Source organism: Stappia stellulata (assembly GCF_020176715.1).
Taxonomy (GTDB): domain Bacteria; phylum Pseudomonadota; class Alphaproteobacteria; order Rhizobiales; family Stappiaceae; genus Stappia.
In genome coordinates this window covers 189,540-209,336 of sequence record NZ_JAIVMF010000001.1, presented here as the reverse complement: position 1 = coordinate 209,336, position 19,797 = coordinate 189,540, and the positions used below count along the sequence as shown (strand labels likewise).

The 19,797-nt window shown below is 64.5% G+C and carries 21 protein-coding genes; 18 read left to right on the top strand and 3 right to left on the bottom strand.

The window, feature by feature from the left end:
• Positions 1 to 107: 107 nt before the first annotated feature.
• Both LC092_RS01015 and LC092_RS01010 read right to left on the bottom strand, forming a co-directional pair.
• Positions 108 to 566, bottom strand: coding sequence for a BLUF domain-containing protein (locus LC092_RS01015; protein WP_224804174.1), 459 nt, complete (start codon positions 564 to 566; stop codon positions 108 to 110).
• A gap of 138 nt (positions 567 to 704) precedes the next feature.
• Positions 705 to 1,163 (bottom strand): BLUF domain-containing protein, encoded by a 459-nt coding sequence (locus tag LC092_RS01010; RefSeq protein ID WP_224804172.1) that lies wholly within the window; start codon positions 1,161 to 1,163, stop codon positions 705 to 707.
• A 274-nt stretch (positions 1,164 to 1,437) separates the two neighbouring features.
• Here LC092_RS01010 and LC092_RS01005 point away from each other — a divergent pair, with 274 nt between their 5' ends.
• The 15 genes from LC092_RS01005 (at position 1,438) to LC092_RS00935 (ending at position 15,736) form a co-directional block, all read left to right on the top strand.
• Complete coding sequence (locus LC092_RS01005) at positions 1,438 to 2,622, top strand: Mrp/NBP35 family ATP-binding protein (RefSeq protein WP_224804169.1); 1,185 nt, start codon at positions 1,438 to 1,440, stop codon at positions 2,620 to 2,622.
• A gap of 443 nt (positions 2,623 to 3,065) precedes the next feature.
• The gene (locus LC092_RS01000; RefSeq protein ID WP_224804167.1) at positions 3,066 to 3,755 is read left to right on the top strand and encodes a molecular chaperone; all 690 of its coding nucleotides are present in this window, start codon (positions 3,066 to 3,068) and stop codon (positions 3,753 to 3,755) included.
• Positions 3,756 to 3,837: 82 nt separating this feature from the next.
• The gene (locus LC092_RS00995; protein ID WP_224804165.1) at positions 3,838 to 4,029 is read left to right on the top strand and encodes a twin-arginine translocation signal domain-containing protein; all 192 of its coding nucleotides are present in this window, start codon (positions 3,838 to 3,840) and stop codon (positions 4,027 to 4,029) included.
• 135 nt (positions 4,030 to 4,164) lie between these two features.
• Entirely contained in the window at positions 4,165 to 7,062 is a 2,898-nt protein-coding gene (locus LC092_RS00990) for a formate dehydrogenase subunit alpha (protein ID WP_224804163.1), read from the top strand.
• 12 nt (positions 7,063 to 7,074) lie between these two features.
• Positions 7,075 to 7,674, top strand: a complete 600-nt coding sequence (gene fdh3B / locus LC092_RS00985; RefSeq protein ID WP_224804161.1) for a formate dehydrogenase FDH3 subunit beta — start codon at positions 7,075 to 7,077, stop codon at positions 7,672 to 7,674.
• 437 nt (positions 7,675 to 8,111) lie between these two features.
• Positions 8,112 to 8,288 carry a hypothetical protein gene (locus tag LC092_RS00980; protein ID WP_224804160.1) on the top strand — a complete coding sequence of 59 codons (177 nt, stop codon included), beginning with the start codon at positions 8,112 to 8,114 and terminating at the stop codon, positions 8,286 to 8,288.
• A 120-nt stretch (positions 8,289 to 8,408) separates the two neighbouring features.
• The gene (locus LC092_RS00975; RefSeq protein ID WP_224804158.1) at positions 8,409 to 9,548 is read left to right on the top strand and encodes a formate dehydrogenase subunit gamma; all 1,140 of its coding nucleotides are present in this window, start codon (positions 8,409 to 8,411) and stop codon (positions 9,546 to 9,548) included.
• 5 nt (positions 9,549 to 9,553) lie between these two features.
• Positions 9,554 to 10,924, top strand: coding sequence for a c-type cytochrome (locus LC092_RS00970; RefSeq protein ID WP_224804156.1), 1,371 nt, complete (start codon positions 9,554 to 9,556; stop codon positions 10,922 to 10,924).
• Positions 10,921 to 11,073: a hypothetical protein gene (locus LC092_RS00965; RefSeq protein ID WP_224804154.1), complete on the top strand. Its 153-nt coding sequence runs from the start codon at positions 10,921 to 10,923 to the stop codon at positions 11,071 to 11,073. Before LC092_RS00970 ends, LC092_RS00965 begins: the two co-directional genes overlap by 4 nt.
• An 8-nt stretch (positions 11,074 to 11,081) precedes the next feature.
• The gene (locus LC092_RS00960; protein WP_224804152.1) at positions 11,082 to 12,083 is read left to right on the top strand and encodes a S1C family serine protease; all 1,002 of its coding nucleotides are present in this window, start codon (positions 11,082 to 11,084) and stop codon (positions 12,081 to 12,083) included.
• A 105-nt stretch (positions 12,084 to 12,188) separates the two neighbouring features.
• Positions 12,189 to 12,386 (top strand): DUF6494 family protein, encoded by a 198-nt coding sequence (locus LC092_RS00955; RefSeq protein WP_224804150.1) that lies wholly within the window; start codon positions 12,189 to 12,191, stop codon positions 12,384 to 12,386.
• Between the two features lie 126 nt (positions 12,387 to 12,512).
• Entirely contained in the window at positions 12,513 to 13,280 is a 768-nt protein-coding gene (locus LC092_RS00950) for a biotin/lipoate--protein ligase family protein (RefSeq protein ID WP_224804148.1), read from the top strand.
• 2 nt (positions 13,281 to 13,282) lie between these two features.
• Positions 13,283 to 13,768: a DUF6505 family protein gene (locus LC092_RS00945; protein ID WP_224804146.1), complete on the top strand. Its 486-nt coding sequence runs from the start codon at positions 13,283 to 13,285 to the stop codon at positions 13,766 to 13,768.
• Complete coding sequence (locus LC092_RS00940) at positions 13,768 to 14,784, top strand: DUF6352 family protein (protein ID WP_224804144.1); 1,017 nt, start codon at positions 13,768 to 13,770, stop codon at positions 14,782 to 14,784. Before LC092_RS00945 ends, LC092_RS00940 begins: the two co-directional genes overlap by 1 nt.
• Before the next feature lie 46 nt (positions 14,785 to 14,830).
• The gene (locus tag LC092_RS00935) at positions 14,831 to 15,736 is read left to right on the top strand and encodes a DMT family transporter (RefSeq protein WP_224804143.1); all 906 of its coding nucleotides are present in this window, start codon (positions 14,831 to 14,833) and stop codon (positions 15,734 to 15,736) included.
• On the opposite strand, the gene gcvA is transcribed toward LC092_RS00935, so the two are convergent.
• Entirely contained in the window at positions 15,722 to 16,630 is a 909-nt protein-coding gene (gcvA, locus tag LC092_RS00930; RefSeq protein WP_224804140.1) for a transcriptional regulator GcvA, read from the bottom strand. The two genes, LC092_RS00935 and gcvA, sit on opposite strands and share 15 nt — an antisense overlap.
• A gap of 121 nt (positions 16,631 to 16,751) precedes the next feature.
• On the opposite strand from gcvA, the gene LC092_RS00925 reads away from it, so the two are divergent.
• From LC092_RS00925 to LC092_RS00915, 3 genes are all read left to right on the top strand, one after another.
• A complete protein-coding gene (locus tag LC092_RS00925; protein WP_224804138.1) occupies positions 16,752 to 16,907 on the top strand; it encodes a hypothetical protein in 156 nt (51 codons plus the stop codon).
• Between the two features lie 97 nt (positions 16,908 to 17,004).
• Positions 17,005 to 18,243 (top strand): multidrug effflux MFS transporter, encoded by a 1,239-nt coding sequence (locus LC092_RS00920; protein ID WP_224804137.1) that lies wholly within the window; start codon positions 17,005 to 17,007, stop codon positions 18,241 to 18,243.
• 174 nt (positions 18,244 to 18,417) lie between these two features.
• The gene (locus LC092_RS00915) at positions 18,418 to 19,791 is read left to right on the top strand and encodes a multicopper oxidase family protein (protein WP_224804135.1); all 1,374 of its coding nucleotides are present in this window, start codon (positions 18,418 to 18,420) and stop codon (positions 19,789 to 19,791) included.
• The last annotated feature ends 6 nt before the right edge of the window (positions 19,792 to 19,797 follow it).

Genomic DNA, 19,797 nt, shown 5'->3' with positions numbered 1-19,797 from the left:
GCTGGCAAGGGGCGTTTTGCCAACGCCCTGGGACACCGCGATCCGGCGCCGGAAGCAGGCGGGAGAAATCTGCCTGGATTCACTCTCGGCGCCGGTTTGAGCGTCCCTCAGGCGCGCATCACGTCGCGGGTTTCGAAGCCGCGTGCGACCCGGGTTGCGCTGAACATCATGACCGAGACCAGATCGTCATAGCCGACGAGTTCCGGCGTGTTGGCGATCGGCAGGAAGAGACTTGCAAGAACGCCGTCATAGGCATCCATCGTATCGGTGAAGAACAGCCACTGATGCGGCATCAGCCGCTCCGTGTCGACGCGCTCGTCGATGACCACGGGGTTCTTGTGGCGCGAATCATCCCGGATTCTGGCGAAGGTCTCGCGAACGTCGACATCAGGCCCTTCGAGAAGCTGGAAAAACGTCGACCCGGCAAGAAGCAGGGCGCCGGTGATGCCCTTGCGGGCGTTATTGGCGCGCGCATATGCCAGCAGCCGGTTGATTTCCTCATCCAGCGGAAGTGTCATTTTCGAATAGTCCAGCGTGCTGCGATAGCAAAGCCGCGTTACGGTCATCTGAGCCTGTCCCGGTGTTCTCGGTTGTGTGAGAACCCTACAGGTCAGAGGTTCGGTTTCCGTAATCGCCGTCGCGGATTATTGCGCGATTGCATTAACTTGCCGGCAAGCACCCGGCCCGGGGTGCTCCGCGGATTGTTACACAAGCATCGCCGCATGGGTGAAGCGGGCGGGCTCCAGATGCGCTGCAACCGCACGAAGTTCGCGACGCAAATCCTCGCAAGCGATTGCGGTCTCTTCGTGCCCGAGCTGACCGAGAAGGCCGTCCGGACGGGCGTCGGCCTCGCGATAGTCCGCGAAATACAGCCAGCACCGGCCGAAGAGCCGCGTCTCGACGTTTCCCTTGCACAGGATTCGAATGTCGCCGCGCAGCCGCGGGTCGCGGCTGGCACAGTCCACACTGTCCGCCAACCCGTTCGCATTGCCTTCCAGCCATTGAACCAGACGGTCGGGGTAGAGCAGGATCGCACCCGTCACGCCATTGAGCCGGTTCAGCCGGCGCGCGCGCGCCAGGGCTCGTTCGATTTCCGTCTCGGCCGGCCTGCGAACGGCGGTCCAATCGATTTCACACGTGTAGCAAAGCGCTTGCAGCGTCATCGCACTGGTTCCCGTTTCTTGTCGTGCCCCTTGAGACCCACTCTGAGCTCCTGGGGTTGCCGATTTCGTTAATCCACCGAGGGAAACCGGCACATTTGAAGAGAATTCGCGTCACATTTTATGGATCCGCCGAAACCTTTGGTGAGCGACCATCCGCGGGCGACCATCTTTGTCGGGGATTGGCAATTGACCTTTACCCCGATCCCCTTACGTTCCGGGCATCGGTTCCGGGGACGGGTTTGACATCATGTTTTGGAAGAAGAAGGGGAATAAGATGCCGACGCGCGAGGAGGTTCTGGCCGAACTGGCGAAGGTCAAGGGGCCGGATCTGAAAGGCGATATCGTGTCGCTCGGACTTGTGTCGGATGTGTTCATCTCCGATGGACGGGTCATTTTCTCCATCACGGTTCCGGCGGAGCGCGCCGAGGAACTCGAACCGCTGCGCCAGGCGGCGGAAAAAGTCGTCGCCAAGCTGCCCGGTGTGGACAAGGTTCTGGCGGCCCTGACCTCGGAACGCGGGCAGGGCAGCGGGCCGGCCCCGACGCCTCCGCCCGTGCGCCCCGCGCCGAGCGCCGGCGATGCGGCCAATGTGCCGCCGCCGATGCAGGGGCGGGCGAAGCCGGCAGCGGCCGGAGCCGGCGACAAGCCGGGCGTTCCGGGCGTCAAGGCGATCATCGCGGTGGCGTCAGGCAAGGGCGGTGTCGGCAAATCCACCACCACCTGCAATCTTGCGCTGGCGCTGCAGGCGAACGGTCTCAAGGTCGGCGTCCTCGATGCCGATATCTACGGCCCGTCGATCCCGCGTCTGTTTCGCGTCACCGGACGTCCCGAACCCGTGTCGGGTCGTATTCTGAAGCCGCTCGAGGGCTATGGCATCAAGGTGATGTCGATGGGGTTCCTGGTGGAAGAGGAAACCCCGATGATCTGGCGCGGGCCGATGGTCATTTCCGCGATCACCCAGATGCTGCGCGAGGTTGCCTGGGGGGACCTCGACGTTCTGGTGGTCGACATGCCGCCGGGAACGGGCGACGCGCAGCTGACCATGGCGCAGAACGTGCCGCTCGCGGGGGCCGTCATCGTGTCGACGCCGCAGGATCTCGCGCTGATCGATGCCCGCAAGGGGCTGAACATGTTCCGCCGCGTCGACGTGCCCTTGCTCGGGATCGTCGAGAACATGAGCTATTTCCTGTGTCCCGACTGCGGCGGGCGTCACGACATTTTCGGCCATGGCGGTGCGCGCTCGGAAGCCGAGAAACTCGGCGTTCCCTTCCTCGGCGAGGTTCCGCTCGACATGGCGATCCGCGAAAACTCCGACGCCGGCACGCCGCTGGTGGTCACCGACCCGGATGGTCCCCACGCGCGTGTCTACAAGGACATCGCCGCGAAGGTCTGGGCCGAGGTCGAGCGGCACAAGGAGGGCGGTGAGCGCGCCGCGCCGAAGATCGTGATCGAGAGCTGACGGCCCTGACGTGGAGATAAGTGAAGATCGGGCGTCGCGGCTGCCGCGGCGCCCTTTTCACGTCAACTTGGGTCGCGGGCCGGCAATGCGAATCGCACCCGCGGCGTTCGCCTTACATGTCGCCCGAATTAGACCAAAGTCTATGTCATTTGCCTCTTATAAGTTTTCGGAAAAGCTCAGCTTTTTTCATTGGAGCAAGATCGCTTCCCGGTTTGTCGACCCGGGAAGGGCAGGCAATCGACACAAGAGGGTGGAAAATGCTGCATCGCAACATAGAAATCACTCTCTGGTTGTGCGTTTTGTGATTTTTGATGTTGTTTGCTCCGAAAATTCTCGCCAATTGTAAGAAAAGAGCGGATTCCCCCTCACGCGACGCAAAACTGAATTCATTTGCAACCGTTTGCTCCCAACCGCTATCTTTCAATGCGAGGGAGACCGCCTGAATGATGGCTGAAGAATTTCTGGTTCCGGGCGAAGACGCGACCGGCGACCGTTTGACAGAACCGCACAATGCGCCGTCCAGTGGCGCCGACCTTGATGTGGGGCCCGAGGACCGGGATCGCGTGGCGTTATATGGTCTGCTGGCGAGCGGCCTGCAGGGTCCGGTCGGTCAGGATTGGCTTGATGTCGTGTCGGGTCTGAGTGGCGGTGCGGGCGATCTGGCGGACGCGATAGCGGTGCTTGCCAGGGCGGCGGCCGAGGCCGACCCCCAGAAGCTTGCCCGTGACTACCATGATCTGTTCATCGGCGTCGGGCGCGGCGAACTCGTTCCCTATGGCTCCTACTATCTGACCGGCTTCCTGAACGAGAAGCCGCTCGCCCTGTTGCGGCAGGACATGCGCCGGCTCGGGATGGAGCGTGATCCCGAGGTCAAGGAGCCGGAAGACCATATCGCGGCCCTGTGCCAGATGATGGCCGGTCTGATCGAGGGCGAATTCGGCGATGGATCGGCGACCGCGCCGTCGCGCTTCTTTCGGGCGCATCTGGCGACCTGGGCGCCGTATTTCTTTAAGGACCTTGCGGCTACAGACAGCGGAGCGGTGTATCCCGCGCTCGGCCGGCTCGGGCAGGTGTTCATCGAACTGGAAGATCATGCGGATGCGCTGTTTGCGGAACGGCGCGGCGCGGTGTGACTGACGGATGCGCGGACCCCGGGTCCGCGTGCCCCAAAATGTGGTGCGGACCGATGTCCGGCTTTTAACCGAGGAGGTTGACATGAAACGGAAAGAGACAGCGGTGGAAGCGGATCGGCGCAGCTTTTTGAAGCTTGCGGGTCTTGGTGCGGTCGCCGGCTCGGCGACGCTGGTCGCGGGCAAAGCTTCGGCCGAGCAGGCGCTTCCCGAGACGGCAGCGGGCTACCGTGAGACGGATCACGTGAAGACCTTCTACAAGTCGGCACGCTTCTAAGACGGGTATGGACACGCCGCGTCTGTCCTGAAGGGCAGGGATGCGGCGGTTTTCGCAGGCTTCGGATCGGCACAGATGCGAGGCCCACCGCGCGGGCGAAAAGGGAATGCCTCGCGCGATTGAGGGAGAAACGAGATGCTGAGGAAAAAGACGAGCGCAGTCGCCCGTCGCACCCGGTTGACCTCCGCCGTGGAGGCCATGGGGGCCAGCGCGATGGACCGTCGGACGTTCTTGCGCCGGTCCGGTCTTGCCGCGGGCGGTCTCGCCGCGGCCGGGGCGCTGACCGGTGGCATGGTTCGCAAGGCGGAGGCCGCGGGGCCGACGGCTGCTGCAGCCGAGATCAAGAAGACCGTTTGCACGCACTGCTCGGTGGGCTGCACGGTGCTGGCCGAGGTGCAGGACGGCGTCTGGACGGGGCAGGAGCCCGGTTTCGACAGCCCGTTCAACCTGGGGGCCCATTGCGCCAAGGGCGCGTCGGTACGTGAACATGCCCACGGCGAGCGCCGGCTGAAGTATCCGACCAAGCTCGTCGACGGCAAGTGGGAGCGGATTTCCTGGGATCAGGCGATCGAGGAAGTCGGCGACCAGATGCTGAAGATCCGCGACGAAAGCGGACCGGATAGCGTCTACTGGCTCGGCTCGGCCAAGCACAACAACGAGCAGGCATATCTGGTGCGCAAGTTCGCCGCCTTCTGGGGCACGAACAACGTCGACCACCAGGCCCGTATCTGTCACTCCACCACGGTCGCAGGTGTTGCCAACACCTGGGGTTACGGTGCGATGACGAACTCCTACAACGACATCCACAACAGCCGCGCGATCTTCATCATCGGCGGGAACCCGGCCGAGGCGCATCCCGTCTCGCTGCTCCATGTTCTCAAGGCCAAGGAAGAAAACGCCGCGCCGCTGATCGTCTGCGACCCGCGCTTCACGCGCACCGCGGCGCATGCGTCGGAGTACGTCCGCTTCCGTCCGGGCTCGGACGTAGCGCTCGTCTGGGGCATTCTCTGGCACATCTTCGAGAACGGCTGGGAAGACCGCGAGTACATCCGCCAGCGCGTCTGGGGCATGGACGAGATCCGCGCCGAGGTCGCCAAGTGGACGCCGGAAGAGACCGAGCGCGTCACGGGCGTTCCCGGCTCGCAGCTCAAGCGCGTCGCGCGCACGCTTGCCAACAACCGTCCGGGGACGGTGATCTGGTGCATGGGCGGCACGCAGCACACCAACGGCAACAACAATACCCGCGCCTATTGCGTTCTGCAGCTTGCACTCGGCAACATGGGCAAGGAAGGCGGCGGAACCAACATTTTCCGCGGCCATGACAACGTCCAGGGTGCCACCGATCTGGGCGTTCTCGCCGATACGTTGCCGGGCTACTACGGTCTCGCAGAAGGCTCGTGGAAGCACTGGGCCCGCGTCTGGGATGTTCCCTTCGAGGACATTGCCGCTCGTTTTGCGACGATGAAGGGGCCGGACGGCAAGGACGTCGCCATGATGAACCAGAAGGGCATCCCGGTGTCCCGCTGGATCGATGGCGTTCTTGAGGACAAGGCGAATCTGGAGCAGCCGGACAACACCCGTGCGATGGTGTTCTGGGGGCACGCCCCGAACTCGCAGACCCGTCTGCCCGACATGAAGAAGGCGATGGAGAAGCTCGACCTTCTGGTCATCATCGATCCGTTCCCGACCATGTCGGCGGTGATGCATGACCGCAAGGACGGCGTCTATCTGCTTCCGGCGACGACGCAGTTCGAGACCTATGGCTCGGTGACCGCGTCCAACCGCTCGCTGCAGTGGCGCGAGAAGGTCATCGACCCGCTCTTCGAGAGCAAGACCGATCACGAGATCGCCTATCTCTTCGCCAAGAAGTTCGGCTTCGCCGACGGCATGTTCAAGAACATCGAAGTCAAGGGCAACGAGCCGGTGATCGAGGACGTGACCCGCGAGTTCAACCGCGGCATGTGGACGATCGGTTACACCGGCCAGTCGCCAGAGCGCCTCAAGCTTCACATGGCGAATCAGCACACCTTCGATCGCACGACGTTGCGCGCGATGGGCGGTCCTGCCGACGGCGATTTCTATGGCCTGCCGTGGCCGTGCTGGGGAACGGCGGAAATGAACCACCCCGGTTCGGCTGTTCTCTACAACACGTCGCTTCCGGTGTCCGAGGGCGGCATGGGCTTCCGCGCCCGCTTCGGCGTCGAGAAGGATGGCGACAATCTGCTCGCCGAATCTTCCTGGCCGGCCGGGTCGGAGATCGAGGACGGTTATCCCGAGTTCACCATGGCCATGCTCCAGAAGCTTGGCTGGGACGGGGACCTGACCGACGAGGAGCGGGCCTCCATCGAGGCTGTCGCCGGCGAGAACACCAACTGGAAGACCGACCTGTCCGGCGGCATCCAGCGGGTCGCGATCAAGCATGGCTGCGCTCCCTACGGCAACGCCAAGGCCCGTGCCGTCGTGTGGACCTTCCCGGATCCGGTGCCGCTGCACCGCGAGCCGCTCTACACCAACCGCCGCGACCTGCTCGACAAATATGCGACCTATGAGGACAAGACCTTCTGGCGTGTCCCCACCCGCTACAAGTCGATCCAGGAAAACGACTTCTCCAAGGACTTCCCGATCATTCTCACCTCGGGGCGCCTGGTGGAGTACGAGGGCGGCGGCGACGAGACGCGGTCCAACCCGTGGCTGGCCGAGTTGCAGCAGGACATGTTCGTCGAGATCAACACCCGCGATGCCAACGACCTTGGCATTCGCGATGGCGAGATGGTCTGGGTGCATGGTCCGGAAGGCGGCAAGGTGAAGGTCATGGCAATGGTCACCGAACGTGTCGGCACCGGCGTCGCCTTCATGCCCTTCCACTTCGGCGGGCACTTCCAGGGCGAGGACCAGAGGCACAAGTATCCGAAGGGTTCCGACCCGTATGTCCTGGGTGAGGCCACCAATACGGCCCAGACCTATGGCTACGACTCGGTCACCCAGATGCAAGAAACAAAGGCCACGCTGTGCCGCATCGAGCGCGTGGCGTAAGGGGGATAGATCATGGCACGGATGAAATTCCTCTGTGACGCCGAGCGCTGCATCGAGTGCAACGCCTGCGTGACAGCTTGCAAGAACGAGCATGAGGTGCCGTGGGGCATCAATCGTCGCCGCGTGGTGACGATCCAGGACGGCAAGCCGGGCGAACGCTCGATCTCTGTCGCCTGCATGCATTGTTCGGACGCGCCCTGCATGGCGGTCTGCCCGGTCGACTGTTTCTACCAGTCGGACGAGGGCGTGGTCCTGCACTCCAAGGACCTGTGCATCGGCTGCGGCTACTGCTTCTACGCGTGCCCCTTCGGCGCGCCGCAGTACCCGCAGGCGGGCAACTTCGGGTCCCGAGGCAAGATGGACAAGTGCACCTTCTGCGCCGGTGGCCCGGAGGCCGACAACTCGTCGGCCGAATACGCCAAATACGGTCGCAACCGTCTGGCGGAAGGCAAGCTGCCGCTCTGCGCGGAGATGTGCTCGACCAAGGCGCTTCTTGCTGGCGACGGCGACGTCGTGTCGTCGATCTACCGCGAGCGCGTCGTCGCCCGCGGCTTCGGCAGCGGCGCCTGGGGCTGGGGCACGGCCTACGAGCAGAAGTCCGGCAGCTTCTAGGTCGAAGCCGCCTGAGACGAACACGGCAAAGGCGGCCATTGGCCGCCTTTGTTTTCTGTGGTGCGACCCGCGCAAGGGCGCCCGCGAAGGCCAGGCGGTCGTTGCCTGCTGATTGACGGGGTCTGCTCCTTTTGGGCTCTGCTCCGCCCGCGCGTTTTCGCATGGCCCCGGCCGCAACGTTTTCTGAGATTTGTGTGCGTGGGAAAATCCCGCGCAACGGTGTCTGCGGACTGGCAAAAGGTCTGGGATGCGCTAAGACATACGGTGTAATACGGATGCCGTCGGGTCGCATCCGGCCTTGCCGGCGACGGACCCTTCGAGGAACCGGTCCGGTCGGGCAGGAATATCAGGTCGGTCGATGGTGCTGCCGGTTGGGCGGACGGTCGGCGCGGGTGAGATGGGCAAGGAGTTTGAACGTGGGATCGGGAAATCGGACGTTGGCGGTTGTCGCTTTGTCGGTGCTTGCACTCTCTGCGCTGTCCGGCTGTCGGGAAGATGAACAGAATCGGCCGCTGATCGTCGAAAAGGGCGTCTATCAGGGGGCACCGGATGAGGAATTGACCGAAGCCGACCGCCGCGCCCTGCAGCAGCGCGGCGATCGTCAGCGCTTCTGAGCGAGGCCGCGGGCGAGGGGCGGGGTGCGGACCGGGTCCGCACAGCAGACGAATTCGAGGGAGCCCGGCGTCATGTCGGCGGGAGAGTGAACGATGGTCATGATCGCGAATGGACTTTTCATGAGGCTTGGCACCCTGGCGCGTGCCGCCAGGGCCGGCGGCATTGCGCTGGCGGTTTTTGCCGCAATCGTCCTTGCGGCTGATACGCCGGCGCTGGCGCAGCAGGGCACAGCGCCCGAGGTTGCAAGCGAATCTCCGGTCGATGGCCTCGTTCCCGGCAATACGCTTGGCGGAACGTCGGATACGGATTTCTGGCGGGCGGTGCGCCAGGGCGAAGCCGGCAATGTGTCGATCCCGGACCAGAAATCCGCCACGCTGGTTCAGTCGGAAGGCGAACTCTGGCGCTCGTTGCGCAATGGTCCCATCGCCCTTTACGCCAGTTGGGCGCTGCTCGCGATCATTGTGGTCCTGTGCCTGTTCTTTGCCATTCGCGGGCGGATCAAGATCGAGCACGGGCGCAGCGACAAGACCATCACCCGCTTTGCCGGTGTGGAGCGTTTCGGTCACTGGCTGCTGGCGTCTTCCTTCATCATTCTGGCGCTGACCGGCCTCAACGTGATGTATGGCCGATACGTTCTGATGCCGGTTATCGGCGCGGAGGCCTTCGCCTGGCTGACGATGATCGGCAAGTATCTGCACAATTATCTTGCCTTCGCCTTCATGGCGGGGCTGGCGATGATCTTCGTGATGTGGGTGCGGCACAACCTGCCCGATCGCACGGACATCAAGTGGATCCTGCAGGCCGGCGGCCTGTTCTCCAAGCACCTCCATCCGCCCGCGAAGAAGTTCAACGCCGGCCAGAAAATGATCTTCTGGCTGACGATCCTTGGCGGTCTGTCGGTGTCTGTGTCGGGCTGGTCGCTTCTGTTCCCCTACACGACGCATTTCTTCGGCGGGACCTTCGAGGTGGTTAATTCCATCTTCGGGACCAGCCTGCCCACCGCCTTGTCCGTGCTTCAGGAACAGCAGCTCGCGACGCTGTGGCATTCGATCATGAGTGTCTTCCTGGTCTGTGTGATCATCGCCCATATCTACATCGGCTCGATCGGCATGGAAGGCGCGTTCGATGCGATGGGGTCGGGTGAGGTCGACCTGAACTGGGCCAAGGAGCACCATTCGCTCTGGGTGGAGGAAGTGCTTGCGCGTCAGGGCGAGGCGGGCAAGTCGACCACCGCTCCGACGCCCCAGCCTGCCGAGTAGGCTCCGTGGTGCGGCATCTCGTGGGATGTGCCGCCCTGATCGTCGCCGCACTCACCGGTGCGGCGACGGCCTCCGATTGGCCGGAGCGGCTGAGCGGTCACGGCGGACCGGTGAAATCCGTGGTTCTTTCGGTCGACGAGCGCCGCGCCTTGACCACGTCGTTCGATTACTCCGTGATCCTCTGGGACCTGTCCGATGGCGAGGCGCGGCTGGCAAAGCGGCTGATCGGGCATGATGCGGCGGCAAATGATGCCCGTTTCCTGCCCGATGGCGACAAGGCCGTATCGGTCGGCGACGACGGAGCGGTGCTGCTCTGGAACCTTGCCGACGGGTCGGTTCTCTCGCGTGTCGATACTGGCGACGACAAGATGCTGTCGCTCGCGGTGTCGGCGTCCGGTCGCCATGTTGCGGTCGCCTCCTGGGACCGAAGCGCGCATCTTTTCGAGGTTCGCGGTGAAGCACTCGTTTCGGCCGGGCGGTTGACCGGCCATCGCAACAACGTCAATGCGGTGGCGTTTTCCCTGGACGCGGAAACGGTTTTCACCGGATCGTCGGACGGGGTCATTCGCTCCTTTTCCCGCCGCGACGGCGCGCTGCTCCGGGAGGTTCACGTTCACGGCTGGGGCATCAACGTCCTCCGTCTTCTGGAGGGCGGCGAAGAGATCGCCTTCGGTGCAACGGACGGAACGGTCGCGGTGGTCGATATCGCAAGCGGGGAGGTCGCCAAGCAGCTTGCAAGCCACGACCGGCCGGTGCTGGCCCTCGCGCAGGACCGGGACGGCGGTCTGCTCGCCAGTGGCGGTGGCGACGGACAAATCCGCGTCTATGACGTAAGAGCCTGGGAACTTCTCGAACGCTACGAGAATCCCTATGGCCCCGTCTGGGGCCTGGCGCTGACGAGCGACAGGGCGGTCGCCTTCTACGCAGGGCTCGATGACCATGTGAATGCGTGGCAGATCGCACCGCGCAAGCCGTTCGAACCTGTGGGCAGTTCCTTCCCGCGCCGCTTCCAGGTGGCGGATACGGAAGACCCCGGCGCGCTGCAGTTCGCTCGCAAGTGCTCGGTCTGCCATACGCTGACGCCGGATGACGGCAATCGGGCCGGGCCAACGCTTTACGGCGTCTTCGGGCGAAAGGTAGGAAGCCTGCCGGGATATCCCTATTCGCAGGCGCTTCTGGACGCGGACTTCACCTGGACCGAAAAGACGATCTCCGACCTGTTCGATCACGGCCCGGATGTCGTCACGCCGGGGACGAAAATGCCGATCCAGCGACTGAAGAGCGTCGAGGAACGCGATGCGCTGGTACGGTTTCTGAAACAGGCGACGACGCCCGGTGCGGCGCCCGCGCAGATCAAGAAGGAAGACGGGAAATGAAGGCGTTCGTAGCAGCGATCATTGCAGTCGCGGTGATTGGGACCGGAGCCTGGGCGTTTCTGACGCATGGTCTCGATTATTCCGCCAGTGCCGTTTACTCGACCAACACGCCCGGGGCGGTGCGGCTGTCGTCCGGCGACGGGGATTGATCACACCCTTGCCCGATCTGATCAGCAGGGCGAGGGCGGCCGGTCTCGGCGTCGTGATTGCCCTCGGCGTGAGCGCGTCTCCAGGTCTGGCCGACCAGGCTATGGCAGTGCCGATCGGGAGTTCCCCGTCGTCCGCAGCGCTTGAGAGCCTTTCGGCCGCGCGTCGCCAGGTCGTTGCCCTCCTGCCGGACTGGCCGGCCGGCGCGGTGAATACGCAGGAGCCGGAGGGCTCTGCCGTTCGCCTGTCGCCCGATGGCCTGTTGCTGACCGCCGATCACGTGCTTGGCCGCGCCACCGCCGCGCGGATCCGGCTTGAGGACGGGCGCATCCTTGCCGTGGAAATCCTCCATCGCGACCCGGAAACCGATCTTGCGGTCCTGCGCGCCGCCGTGCCGGATGCGGTGGCGGGAGAGGGGCTTGCGCTCGCCGCACGCGATCCCGTTGCCGGAACGCCCGTCTGCGCCATCGGCAATGCCTTCGGCCTCGGTGTCTCGATCAGTTGCGGCGTGGTTTCGGCACAGGGGCGCGGCGGGATCGGCTTCAATGCCATCGAGGACTTTGTGCAAACCGACGCGGCGGTCAATCCCGGCGCCAGCGGCGGAGCGCTTGTCGATACGCAAGGACGGCTTGTCGGCCTGTTGTCGGCGATCTACACGAAAGCGAGCGACGGCGATATCGGCGTGAACTTCGCGGTGTCGGCGCCCCTCGTGCAGCGGGTGGTGGCGGCGGCGCGCGACGGCAGCTCAGCGCGCAGGTCGCTTGGCGCGCGCCTGCGTGCTACCCCTTTGGGCCCGGAGCGTCCCGGGCTGGCGATCGTCGATGTGGCCGCCGACGGTCCCGCGGCGCGCGCGGGGCTGCGGATCGGCGACGTGCTGCTGGCGTTCGACGGTTGGCCGGTGCGCACGGTGGCGGCCTTGCGCGGGCGGATGGAACGCGCCGACGCGCGGGGACAAGTGACGCTGCGCCGCGATGGCGCCGAGCTTGATCTCGAACTCGATTTGGACGACTGATCAAAGACTTGAAACAAAAAACGGAATCTGACTGACAACGGGTTGAATCATTTTGCGAAGGCGAAAGGCTCTCGCGTGAGACCCGTCACACAAGGAAGAGACGAGATGGACAACGACACCTTCAACATGTCCATGCGCAAGTTCCTGAAGCAGGTCGGTGTGACCTCGCAGCAGGCGCTTGAGGCGCATGTCCGCGATGCCGGTCTGACCAGCGGCACCTTGCCCGCGCGTGTGGTCCTGACCATCGACGGACAGTCGTTCGAACATGTCGTGACCGGCGAGATCGATCTGGGCGACGGCTGAGCGCTTGCAGTTGATTCAGAAGATGACTGCGTGCCGTCAAGTCCTTGACGGGACTCTCGATCCGGCGCGTCCGGCCGTTCGGGCACCGCTTGAACGATGTGATTCAATCTGTGAAGGAGAGGGGCCGTGTTGACGCCCGACCCGACGTTTCCGCCCCTGCTGACGGGCCATCCCGCGCCGGCGAGCGCAGATGTTTTCGAAACCGCCTGCGCGGAGGCGGGAGCAGGGCGGTTCTCCGCCGGCGATCTCGTCTGGTCCAGACGCACGGATGTCGTGTCACTGGCGCTGGTTCTGGAACCCGAGGTTCCTCCCGACCGGGCGGTAGAGATGCTCTTCCTCGCCATGGTGGCGGCAAATGACGCGCTCGGCGCCATCACGCCGCCGGAGACGGCGCTCACCTTTCTCTGGCCGGATGTGTTCAAGGTCAATGGCGCGACGGTGGGACAAGTGCGCCTGGCGACGAGCGACGAGCTGGATGAGGACGGCGCGCCGCTCTGGCTCGTGGTTGCGCTCGACTTCCGGCTGGCGCCGCTCGATGGCCCGCTGGAGCCTGGCGAAACGCCCGACCGCACCAGCCTGATCGACGAGGGGGCGGTCGATCTCGACCGGACACAGGTGATTGAATCGCTGTCGCGCCACCTCTTGACCTGGATCCATTCCTGGGATGTCGACGGCTTTGCGCCGGTTCTGGAAAACTGGCTCTTCCGCGCCGAGGGCTATCGCGGTCCGCATGCCGTCAAGACGGCCGGCGGTGTGGTCGAAGGCACTTTTCTGGGACTGGACGAGGGCGGCAACCTGCTCCTCAAACGCGATGCCGCGGCCGGCGGCGACACCTTGTCGCTGAAGCTGAACGAGCATCTCACGTCCCCCTCTCTCGAGGCCTCGGAGGCCTGATCATGCCGAAATTCCTGAAAGCCATCCGTCTCGATGCATCGGACGCCCATGTGTTTCCCGCAGCGGCGGAGCCGGGCGACTGGGTCATTCCGGGCACCTTCGCCTTTCGCGCCTACACGCCGGAAGGTCTGGAAGGAAAGATCCGCCAGGCTTTCGTGTCGGGCTTCCTGTCGCTTGAAACCTTCGGCTGGTCCACGCTGGCGACGCCGGCCGAGATCTCCGAAGACGAGCGCGCCCGGCTGGTGGAGCGTCTTGCCCAGCATTTCGTCGACGAGCACGGTGCGCCGAGCGCCGAGGCCGCACATGGCGTGGCGGAGGCCGAGATCGCCGACACCATGGAACTGGCGGAGGAACTGGAGATCAATTCCCTACTGGCGATCCAGCGCGAGATCGATGACGAGGGGGCAATCAACGAACGCTTCCATCTGGTGACCCCGCCTGAGGACGCGCCGCACGCGCGGATCTGGGACGTGAGCGGAGACGAGTGATGCCAAGCTTCTGGAAATCCTCCGGCATGCATCTGGTGGAGCGGGAGAAAAACGGCTGGCTCACGGTCACGCCGGATTTCCTGCGCGCCTATTACACCCGCCCGGAGATCCATCCCGTCGAGGAGTCCTGCGAAGCGGAACATCGCCTGTTCGAGGCACTGATGAGCGACCCATTCCGGGCCGTCGCCGACGAGGAGATCGCGGCGATCAGGGATCCGGATGCAGCCGACAACTACCGGGTCATTCTGGCGTTTCGCGACCATCTGGCGCGCCATGGCACGATAGAGGCGTCCTATGCGGCGTTGTTCGGCGAGGGGGCGACGGTCTCCATCCCGCCGGTGTTCATCGACCAGATGGTCCATCTCATCGCGCATAATATCCTGCGCAAGGTGGCGGATCCGCTTCGGGTGCGGGCCGGAGAGATCCTGTTCCGCGAGCAGTCGGTCACCACCGCCGACGGCCAGCTGATGCTCGCCGATGCCGAGATCGTCGAGACCTATTCGAAGACCGGCGGCCTTGGCGGACTGGGCGCCTTGCTTGCCGAGGCGGGCACGCCGACGCGGGACGTTGCCCTCGATGTGCTCGGGGACGACAACAAGGACATCTACTGGGAGCGCTCCGACCGCTTCGATACGGCGATCGATTTCCGCTTCACCGAACCGGCGCTCGATGCCTTCGCGCGCGTGCTGGAAAGCTGGATCGGTCATTTCCACGGCGTCGGCGTTCGGATCCAGCCGCAGCAGTCGATCCGCGACGAACGCTGGTCCTGGCATATCGGGCTCGATTCAGAGGCGACGCGCCTCCTGAACGCGCTCTATGAGGGAACGCCGGTGGACGAGAGCGAGCTGGGCCGCATCGCAGCGCTGTTCCGGCTCGACTTTGACAACCGCAGCGATAGTATCGAGGCCATGCGCGGCAAGCCCGTCTGGCTCGGGCTGGCTGTGGGGAACGACGGCATCATTCGCATGAAGCCGCAGAACCTTTTGACAAACCTCCCCGTGCGCCGCCGAAACTGATTTTCCTCCGCTCCATTCGGATGCGGCGCAACCTGCAAGGCTTGACATGACCTCCCCGGACAATGGGCGCGCCGTCGCCATCATGATGCTCGCCATGATGGGCTTCATTTTCAACGACAGCTTCGTCAAGCTTGTGTCGGAGAACCTGCCGCTCGGGCAGATCATGTTCCTGCGCGGGGTCTTCGCGCTCGCCTTCCTGCTGGTGATCTGCGTCGCCAATGGCTCGATCCGCCGCTTTCCGCTGCTGTTGAACAAATGGGTCGGCGTGCGCGTCTTCGCCGAGGTTGTCGCGACCATGTTCTATCTGACGGCGCTGTTTCACCTGCCGATCGCCAATGCGACCGCGATCCTGCAGGCCTTGCCGCTGCTGGTGACTGCAGGGGCGGCGATCTTTCTCGGTGCGCCGGTCGGCTGGCGGCGCTGGACGGCGATCATTGTCGGGTTTTGCGGGGTCTTGCTGATCGTGCGTCCCGGCATGGCGGGCTTCGACGCCTGGGCGCTGGTCGCGCTTGCCGGGGTGATGTTCATGGTTCTGCGTGATCTTTCGACCAACGTCCTACCGCCGCATATCCCCACTCTCGGGGTTTCCTTTGCCACTTTGTGCGGGGTCTCGCTGATGGGGCTTGCGCTGTCGACGACCGAGACATGGCCGATGCCGACGACGAAGGAGCTGCTTTTCCTGGCGACCGCGGCCGGCTTCATTCTCGTCGGCTTTACCTGTCTGATCACTGCGATGCGCATGGGCGACATCTCGATGGTCGCGCCCTTTCGCTATTCCATCATCCTGTGGGCGATCCTGATCGGCTATGTGGTCTGGGGCGATATTCCCGATCTTGCGACACTTGCCGGCATCGCCATCCTGGTCGCAACCGGCCTCTACAGCCTGATGCGCGAGCGCAAGCGTCTGCGTACAGCCGGTCCTGCGGCCACGACGGGATTACGCGGCAGCTGACGTTTCCGCGATCTCCTGACGCACCCAGTCGCGGAAGGTCGCGGCCGCGCGGCGGCGGAAGGTTGCGGGCAGCCCGACCAGGTGAAATCTCGGGCGGATCGGCAATTTCAGCGCAAATGGCGTGACCAGCCGACCGATGCGAATGTCGCCGGCCGCAAGGCTTTGCCGCGCGAGCACCACGCCGGCGCCCGCCGCGGCCGCATCGAGCGCGTGTTCGGCGTGGTTGAACCGCAGCCCTCGGGAGGGGTCAACGCTTGTGGCCCCAGCCGCGGCGAGCCAGTCCGCCCAACCCGGGACGTCCGGAAGGTGGCGAATGCTGTCGTCATGCAGAAGCGAGGCCCCGGCAAGGGCCTCCGGCGAGGTCAAACGTGCCGCAATCTCCGGCGTGCAGGCCGGGGTCGCGGTTTCCTCCAGCAGCGGTTCGGCTTCCAGCCCGTCGTAGTCGCCAAGCCCGAAGCGGATGCCGACGTCGGCATCTCCCGTGACGAAGTCGATGTTCTTCATGTTCGCCGACACCAGGATCTCTATGTCGGGATGGGCATCCACGAAGCGGTGCAGGCGCGGCACGAGCCATTTCGCGGCGAAGGCCGGACCGGTCGATACGACAAGCCGGGTGTCGCTGTGCGGGGCCGCCAGCTCCGCCACGGCCTCGTTCAGGAGCAGGAGCCCCTGCTCGACGCCGGGCAGCAGCCGTCGCCCGGCCTGGGTGAGCGCGATCGACCGGTTCATCCGCTTGAACAGCGGCTGGCCGAAATGGTCCTCGAGCGTTCGGATCTGATGGCTGAGGGCCGACGGCGTGAGGTTCAGTTCCGCCGCCGCACGCGAGAAACTCATGTGCCGGGCCACGGCCTCGAACACGCGCAGGCTGTTCACATGGGGAAGGTTGAAGCGCATTCGGATGAGTTTTCCTAATCTGAAAGCAGAAAAATACGCGTTTGTCGTGGTGAGCGCAACAAACTACTTCAGGTGACAGGCGATGTTCACCAACATCGCCGGTCGAAGACAGGAGCTTGCGATGTCCCGCCATGACCCCCAGCGGTTTGATCCTTTTCACCTGAGCGATGCTGATCTGCGCTTCCTGACGGAAAAGGGTCGCCGCGAACGCGCGCTTGCCGTCCGCTCCCTGTTTCGGCACGTGTTCCGCCCGGTGATGCGCGGTCCGGGCGTTTGATTTCCGCCGCCGATATTCAAAAAGAGGTGATAGGCACTTCCCCTGTGCGCCGGCCTTTGGTCTTGCCAATGCCGGCGCACAGACCGTACTTAACCGTATGACAAACAGCCTATCGACGGCCCTGCCGCAACGCCGCCCCTCGCTTCCCCTGCTCGTTGCCGTATCCTCCGTCAGCCCGCTCGCACTCAATATCTATCTTCCCTCGCTGCCGGTGCTGGTCGATGTGTTCGGCACCACGGCGGCGATGGTTCAGTTGTCGCTGTCGCTCTATCTTGCGGCGATCGCTATCGCGCAGATCGGCATCGGCCCGCTGTCCGACCGTTATGGCCGGCGGCCGGTGCTGTTGTGGGGGCTTGGCGTTTTTCTTCTCGGCAGCTTGACCTGCGCGGCGGCGACCAGCATCGAGGTGATGCTGGCGGGGCGCATGCTGCAGGCGGCCGGCGGCTGCGCCGGCATTGTGCTCGGGCGCGCCATCGTGCGCGATCTTTTCGACCGTCGGCAGTCCGCCAGCATGATCGGCTATGTCACCATGGGCATGGCGGTCGCGCCGATGATCGGGCCGGCCATCGGCGGCGTTCTCGACGAGACCTTCGGCTGGCGGTCCAGTTCCTACCTGATGATTGCCCTTGGCGCGCTGGTGCTCGCATGGGCCTGGGCGGAATTGCACGAGACCAACCATTCCCGCGCGTCCGGGGGTGGGGTGCGCGGTCTGGTGCGTAGCTATTCGGCGCTGTCGCGGTCGCAACTCTTTTGGGCCTACACGCTGACCTCGGCCTTCACGTCGGCAGTTTTCTTTTCGTTCCTCGGCGGAGCGCCGTTTCTCGCCGCCCGCCTGTTCGACATGTCGCCCTCGGCATATGGCCTTTATTTCATCATGGTCGCGGCCGGCTATATGGTCGGAAACGGCATTTCCGGGCGATTTTCTGAGCGGTTGGGGATCTCGCGCATGATTTTCGGCGGGAATTGCGTGCTGATTTGCGCGGTCTCCGCCATCGCCGCGACATTCGCCCTTGGGTTCGTCCATCCCTTGTCGCTGTTCGCGCCGATGTTCGTCGTTGGTATCGGCAACGGCATGTCCTTGCCCAACGCCATTGCCGGCTCCGTCAGCGTGCGCCCCGATCTGGCCGGCGCGGCCTCCGGCCTGACCGGCAGCTTGCAGATCGGCGCGGGAGCCGTCGCTTCCGCTTTGACCGGCTGGCTGCTGTCGGGGGTGCTCTGGCCGGGAACGGTCTGGTCGCTGATTCTGGTGATGGCCCTGGCCTGCGCCGGTGCGGTGACCTTCGGCACGATCGCCCGCAGGCTGGAGCTCCGCGGCGAGGAGGCCTGGACCGGCTGAGACGGCCCGGCCCGCGCGGTTCCGGACCGACCACTTGCTTTCAGGTTTCACACACCCAGGTTTCGGGCTTAGGCTCTTGTATGAAGGCGATTGCGGGTTTTGAAGAGGGACGTGATGAGAAAGTCGGTTGGGATCACACGCCGTGGGGTGCTTCTTTCGGGGACCGGCGCCGCGATGGGGCTCATGCTCCCGGCTCTGGTTGGTCGTGCGGCGGTCCGGGCGGCGGAGCCGGAACCGCGCGTCCTGAGTGCGCGCAAGGGCCGGGCGGCCCTTTGGGAAACCGACGGTCCGCTGACCGACATCTGGGGCTATGACGGTCGGGTTCCCGGCCCGCTTCTCACGATGCAACAGGGCGAAACCCTTGAGGTCCGCTTCAAGAACGAGCTGGAGCAGCCGTCGACGATCCACTGGCACGGCATCCGCATCGAGAACGCCTATGACGGCGTCGCCGGACTGACCCAGCCGGCGGTGGAGCCGGGCGAGACATTCGACTATCGCATCAAGGCGCCGGACGCGGGCACCTATTGGTATCATCCGCATAACCGTTCCTGGGAGCAGCTCGCGCGAGGGCTCTACGGCGTTCTCGTCGTCGAGGAGCCCGGGCAGAAGGCCTATGACCGCGACGTCGTGCTGGCCTTTGACGACTGGCGTCTCGACGAGGCGCGCCAGATCGATGTCGCAAGCCTCGGGGCCATGCACGACTGGGCGCATGCGGGCCGTCTCGGAAATGTACTGACGGTCAACGGCCAGCCCTATCCGCGGTTTCCGGCGCGTCCCGGCGAGCGCTTGCGGCTGCGGGTGGTCAACACCGCCAACGCGCGCATCCTCACCATTCGCTTCAGCGGTCTTGCCCCGCATCTCGTCGCGCTTGATGGCCAGCCGATTGCGCCTGAGCTCCTGGCCGATGAAACCCTGGTCATCTCGCCGTCGCAGCGCGCGGACCTGATGGTCGACCTGTCCGCCGAGGCCAAGACCTTCACCATCGAAGAAGCGTCCGGTCAGCCGTTTGCGGCCTGCGAATTCGTTCTGGACGGGGATCCCGTGGCGCGCACGACGCCGCTGCCGGAGGATATTTCACTTCCCGCCAATCCGCTGCCGACGGCGCTCGATATGGACGGCGCCCTCACGCAGGACCTGCTGATGGAGGGCGGGGCGATGGGCCGGATGAGCGGCGCCATGCTCAAGGGCGAGCAACGCGGCATGCGCGAGCTTGTCGATGCCGGCAAGGTGTGGTCGTTCAACGGCATTGCCGGCAGTCACGAGGATCCGGCAGCCTTTACGGTCGCCCGGGGGCGAACCGTCCGCATGCCGATCATCAACGACACCCGCTGGCCGCATGCCATTCACGTGCACGGGCATCACTTCAAGGTGGTGTCGCGCAACGGCGCGGCGGTGGCACGCGAGGAATGGCGCGACACGGTTCTCGCCGATCCGGGCGAGCGCGTCGAAATCGCCTTTGTCGCCGACAATCCGGGAAAATGGATGGTCCATTGCCACATGCTGGAACACCAGGTCGCCGGCATGATGTCTTGGTTCGAGGTGACCTGACCGACC

Coding starts and splice junctions, on each gene's coding strand:
- LC092_RS01015 (WP_224804174.1), bottom strand. CDS start 566: ATGACCGTAACGCGGCTTTGCTATCGCAGCACGCTGGACTATTCGAAA.
- LC092_RS01010 (WP_224804172.1), bottom strand. CDS start 1,163: ATGACGCTGCAAGCGCTTTGCTACACGTGTGAAATCGATTGGACCGCC.
- LC092_RS01005 (WP_224804169.1), top strand. CDS start 1,438: ATGCCGACGCGCGAGGAGGTTCTGGCCGAACTGGCGAAGGTCAAGGGG.
- LC092_RS01000 (WP_224804167.1), top strand. CDS start 3,066: ATGATGGCTGAAGAATTTCTGGTTCCGGGCGAAGACGCGACCGGCGAC.
- LC092_RS00995 (WP_224804165.1), top strand. CDS start 3,838: ATGAAACGGAAAGAGACAGCGGTGGAAGCGGATCGGCGCAGCTTTTTG.
- LC092_RS00990 (WP_224804163.1), top strand. CDS start 4,165: ATGCTGAGGAAAAAGACGAGCGCAGTCGCCCGTCGCACCCGGTTGACC.
- fdh3B (WP_224804161.1), top strand. CDS start 7,075: ATGGCACGGATGAAATTCCTCTGTGACGCCGAGCGCTGCATCGAGTGC.
- LC092_RS00975 (WP_224804158.1), top strand. CDS start 8,409: ATGAGGCTTGGCACCCTGGCGCGTGCCGCCAGGGCCGGCGGCATTGCG.
- LC092_RS00965 (WP_224804154.1), top strand. CDS start 10,921: ATGAAGGCGTTCGTAGCAGCGATCATTGCAGTCGCGGTGATTGGGACC.
- LC092_RS00955 (WP_224804150.1), top strand. CDS start 12,189: ATGGACAACGACACCTTCAACATGTCCATGCGCAAGTTCCTGAAGCAG.
- LC092_RS00945 (WP_224804146.1), top strand. CDS start 13,283: ATGCCGAAATTCCTGAAAGCCATCCGTCTCGATGCATCGGACGCCCAT.
- LC092_RS00940 (WP_224804144.1), top strand. CDS start 13,768: ATGCCAAGCTTCTGGAAATCCTCCGGCATGCATCTGGTGGAGCGGGAG.
- LC092_RS00935 (WP_224804143.1), top strand. CDS start 14,831: ATGACCTCCCCGGACAATGGGCGCGCCGTCGCCATCATGATGCTCGCC.
- gcvA (WP_224804140.1), bottom strand. CDS start 16,630: ATGCGCTTCAACCTTCCCCATGTGAACAGCCTGCGCGTGTTCGAGGCC.
- LC092_RS00925 (WP_224804138.1), top strand. CDS start 16,752: ATGTCCCGCCATGACCCCCAGCGGTTTGATCCTTTTCACCTGAGCGAT.
- LC092_RS00920 (WP_224804137.1), top strand. CDS start 17,005: ATGACAAACAGCCTATCGACGGCCCTGCCGCAACGCCGCCCCTCGCTT.
- LC092_RS00915 (WP_224804135.1), top strand. CDS start 18,418: ATGGGGCTCATGCTCCCGGCTCTGGTTGGTCGTGCGGCGGTCCGGGCG.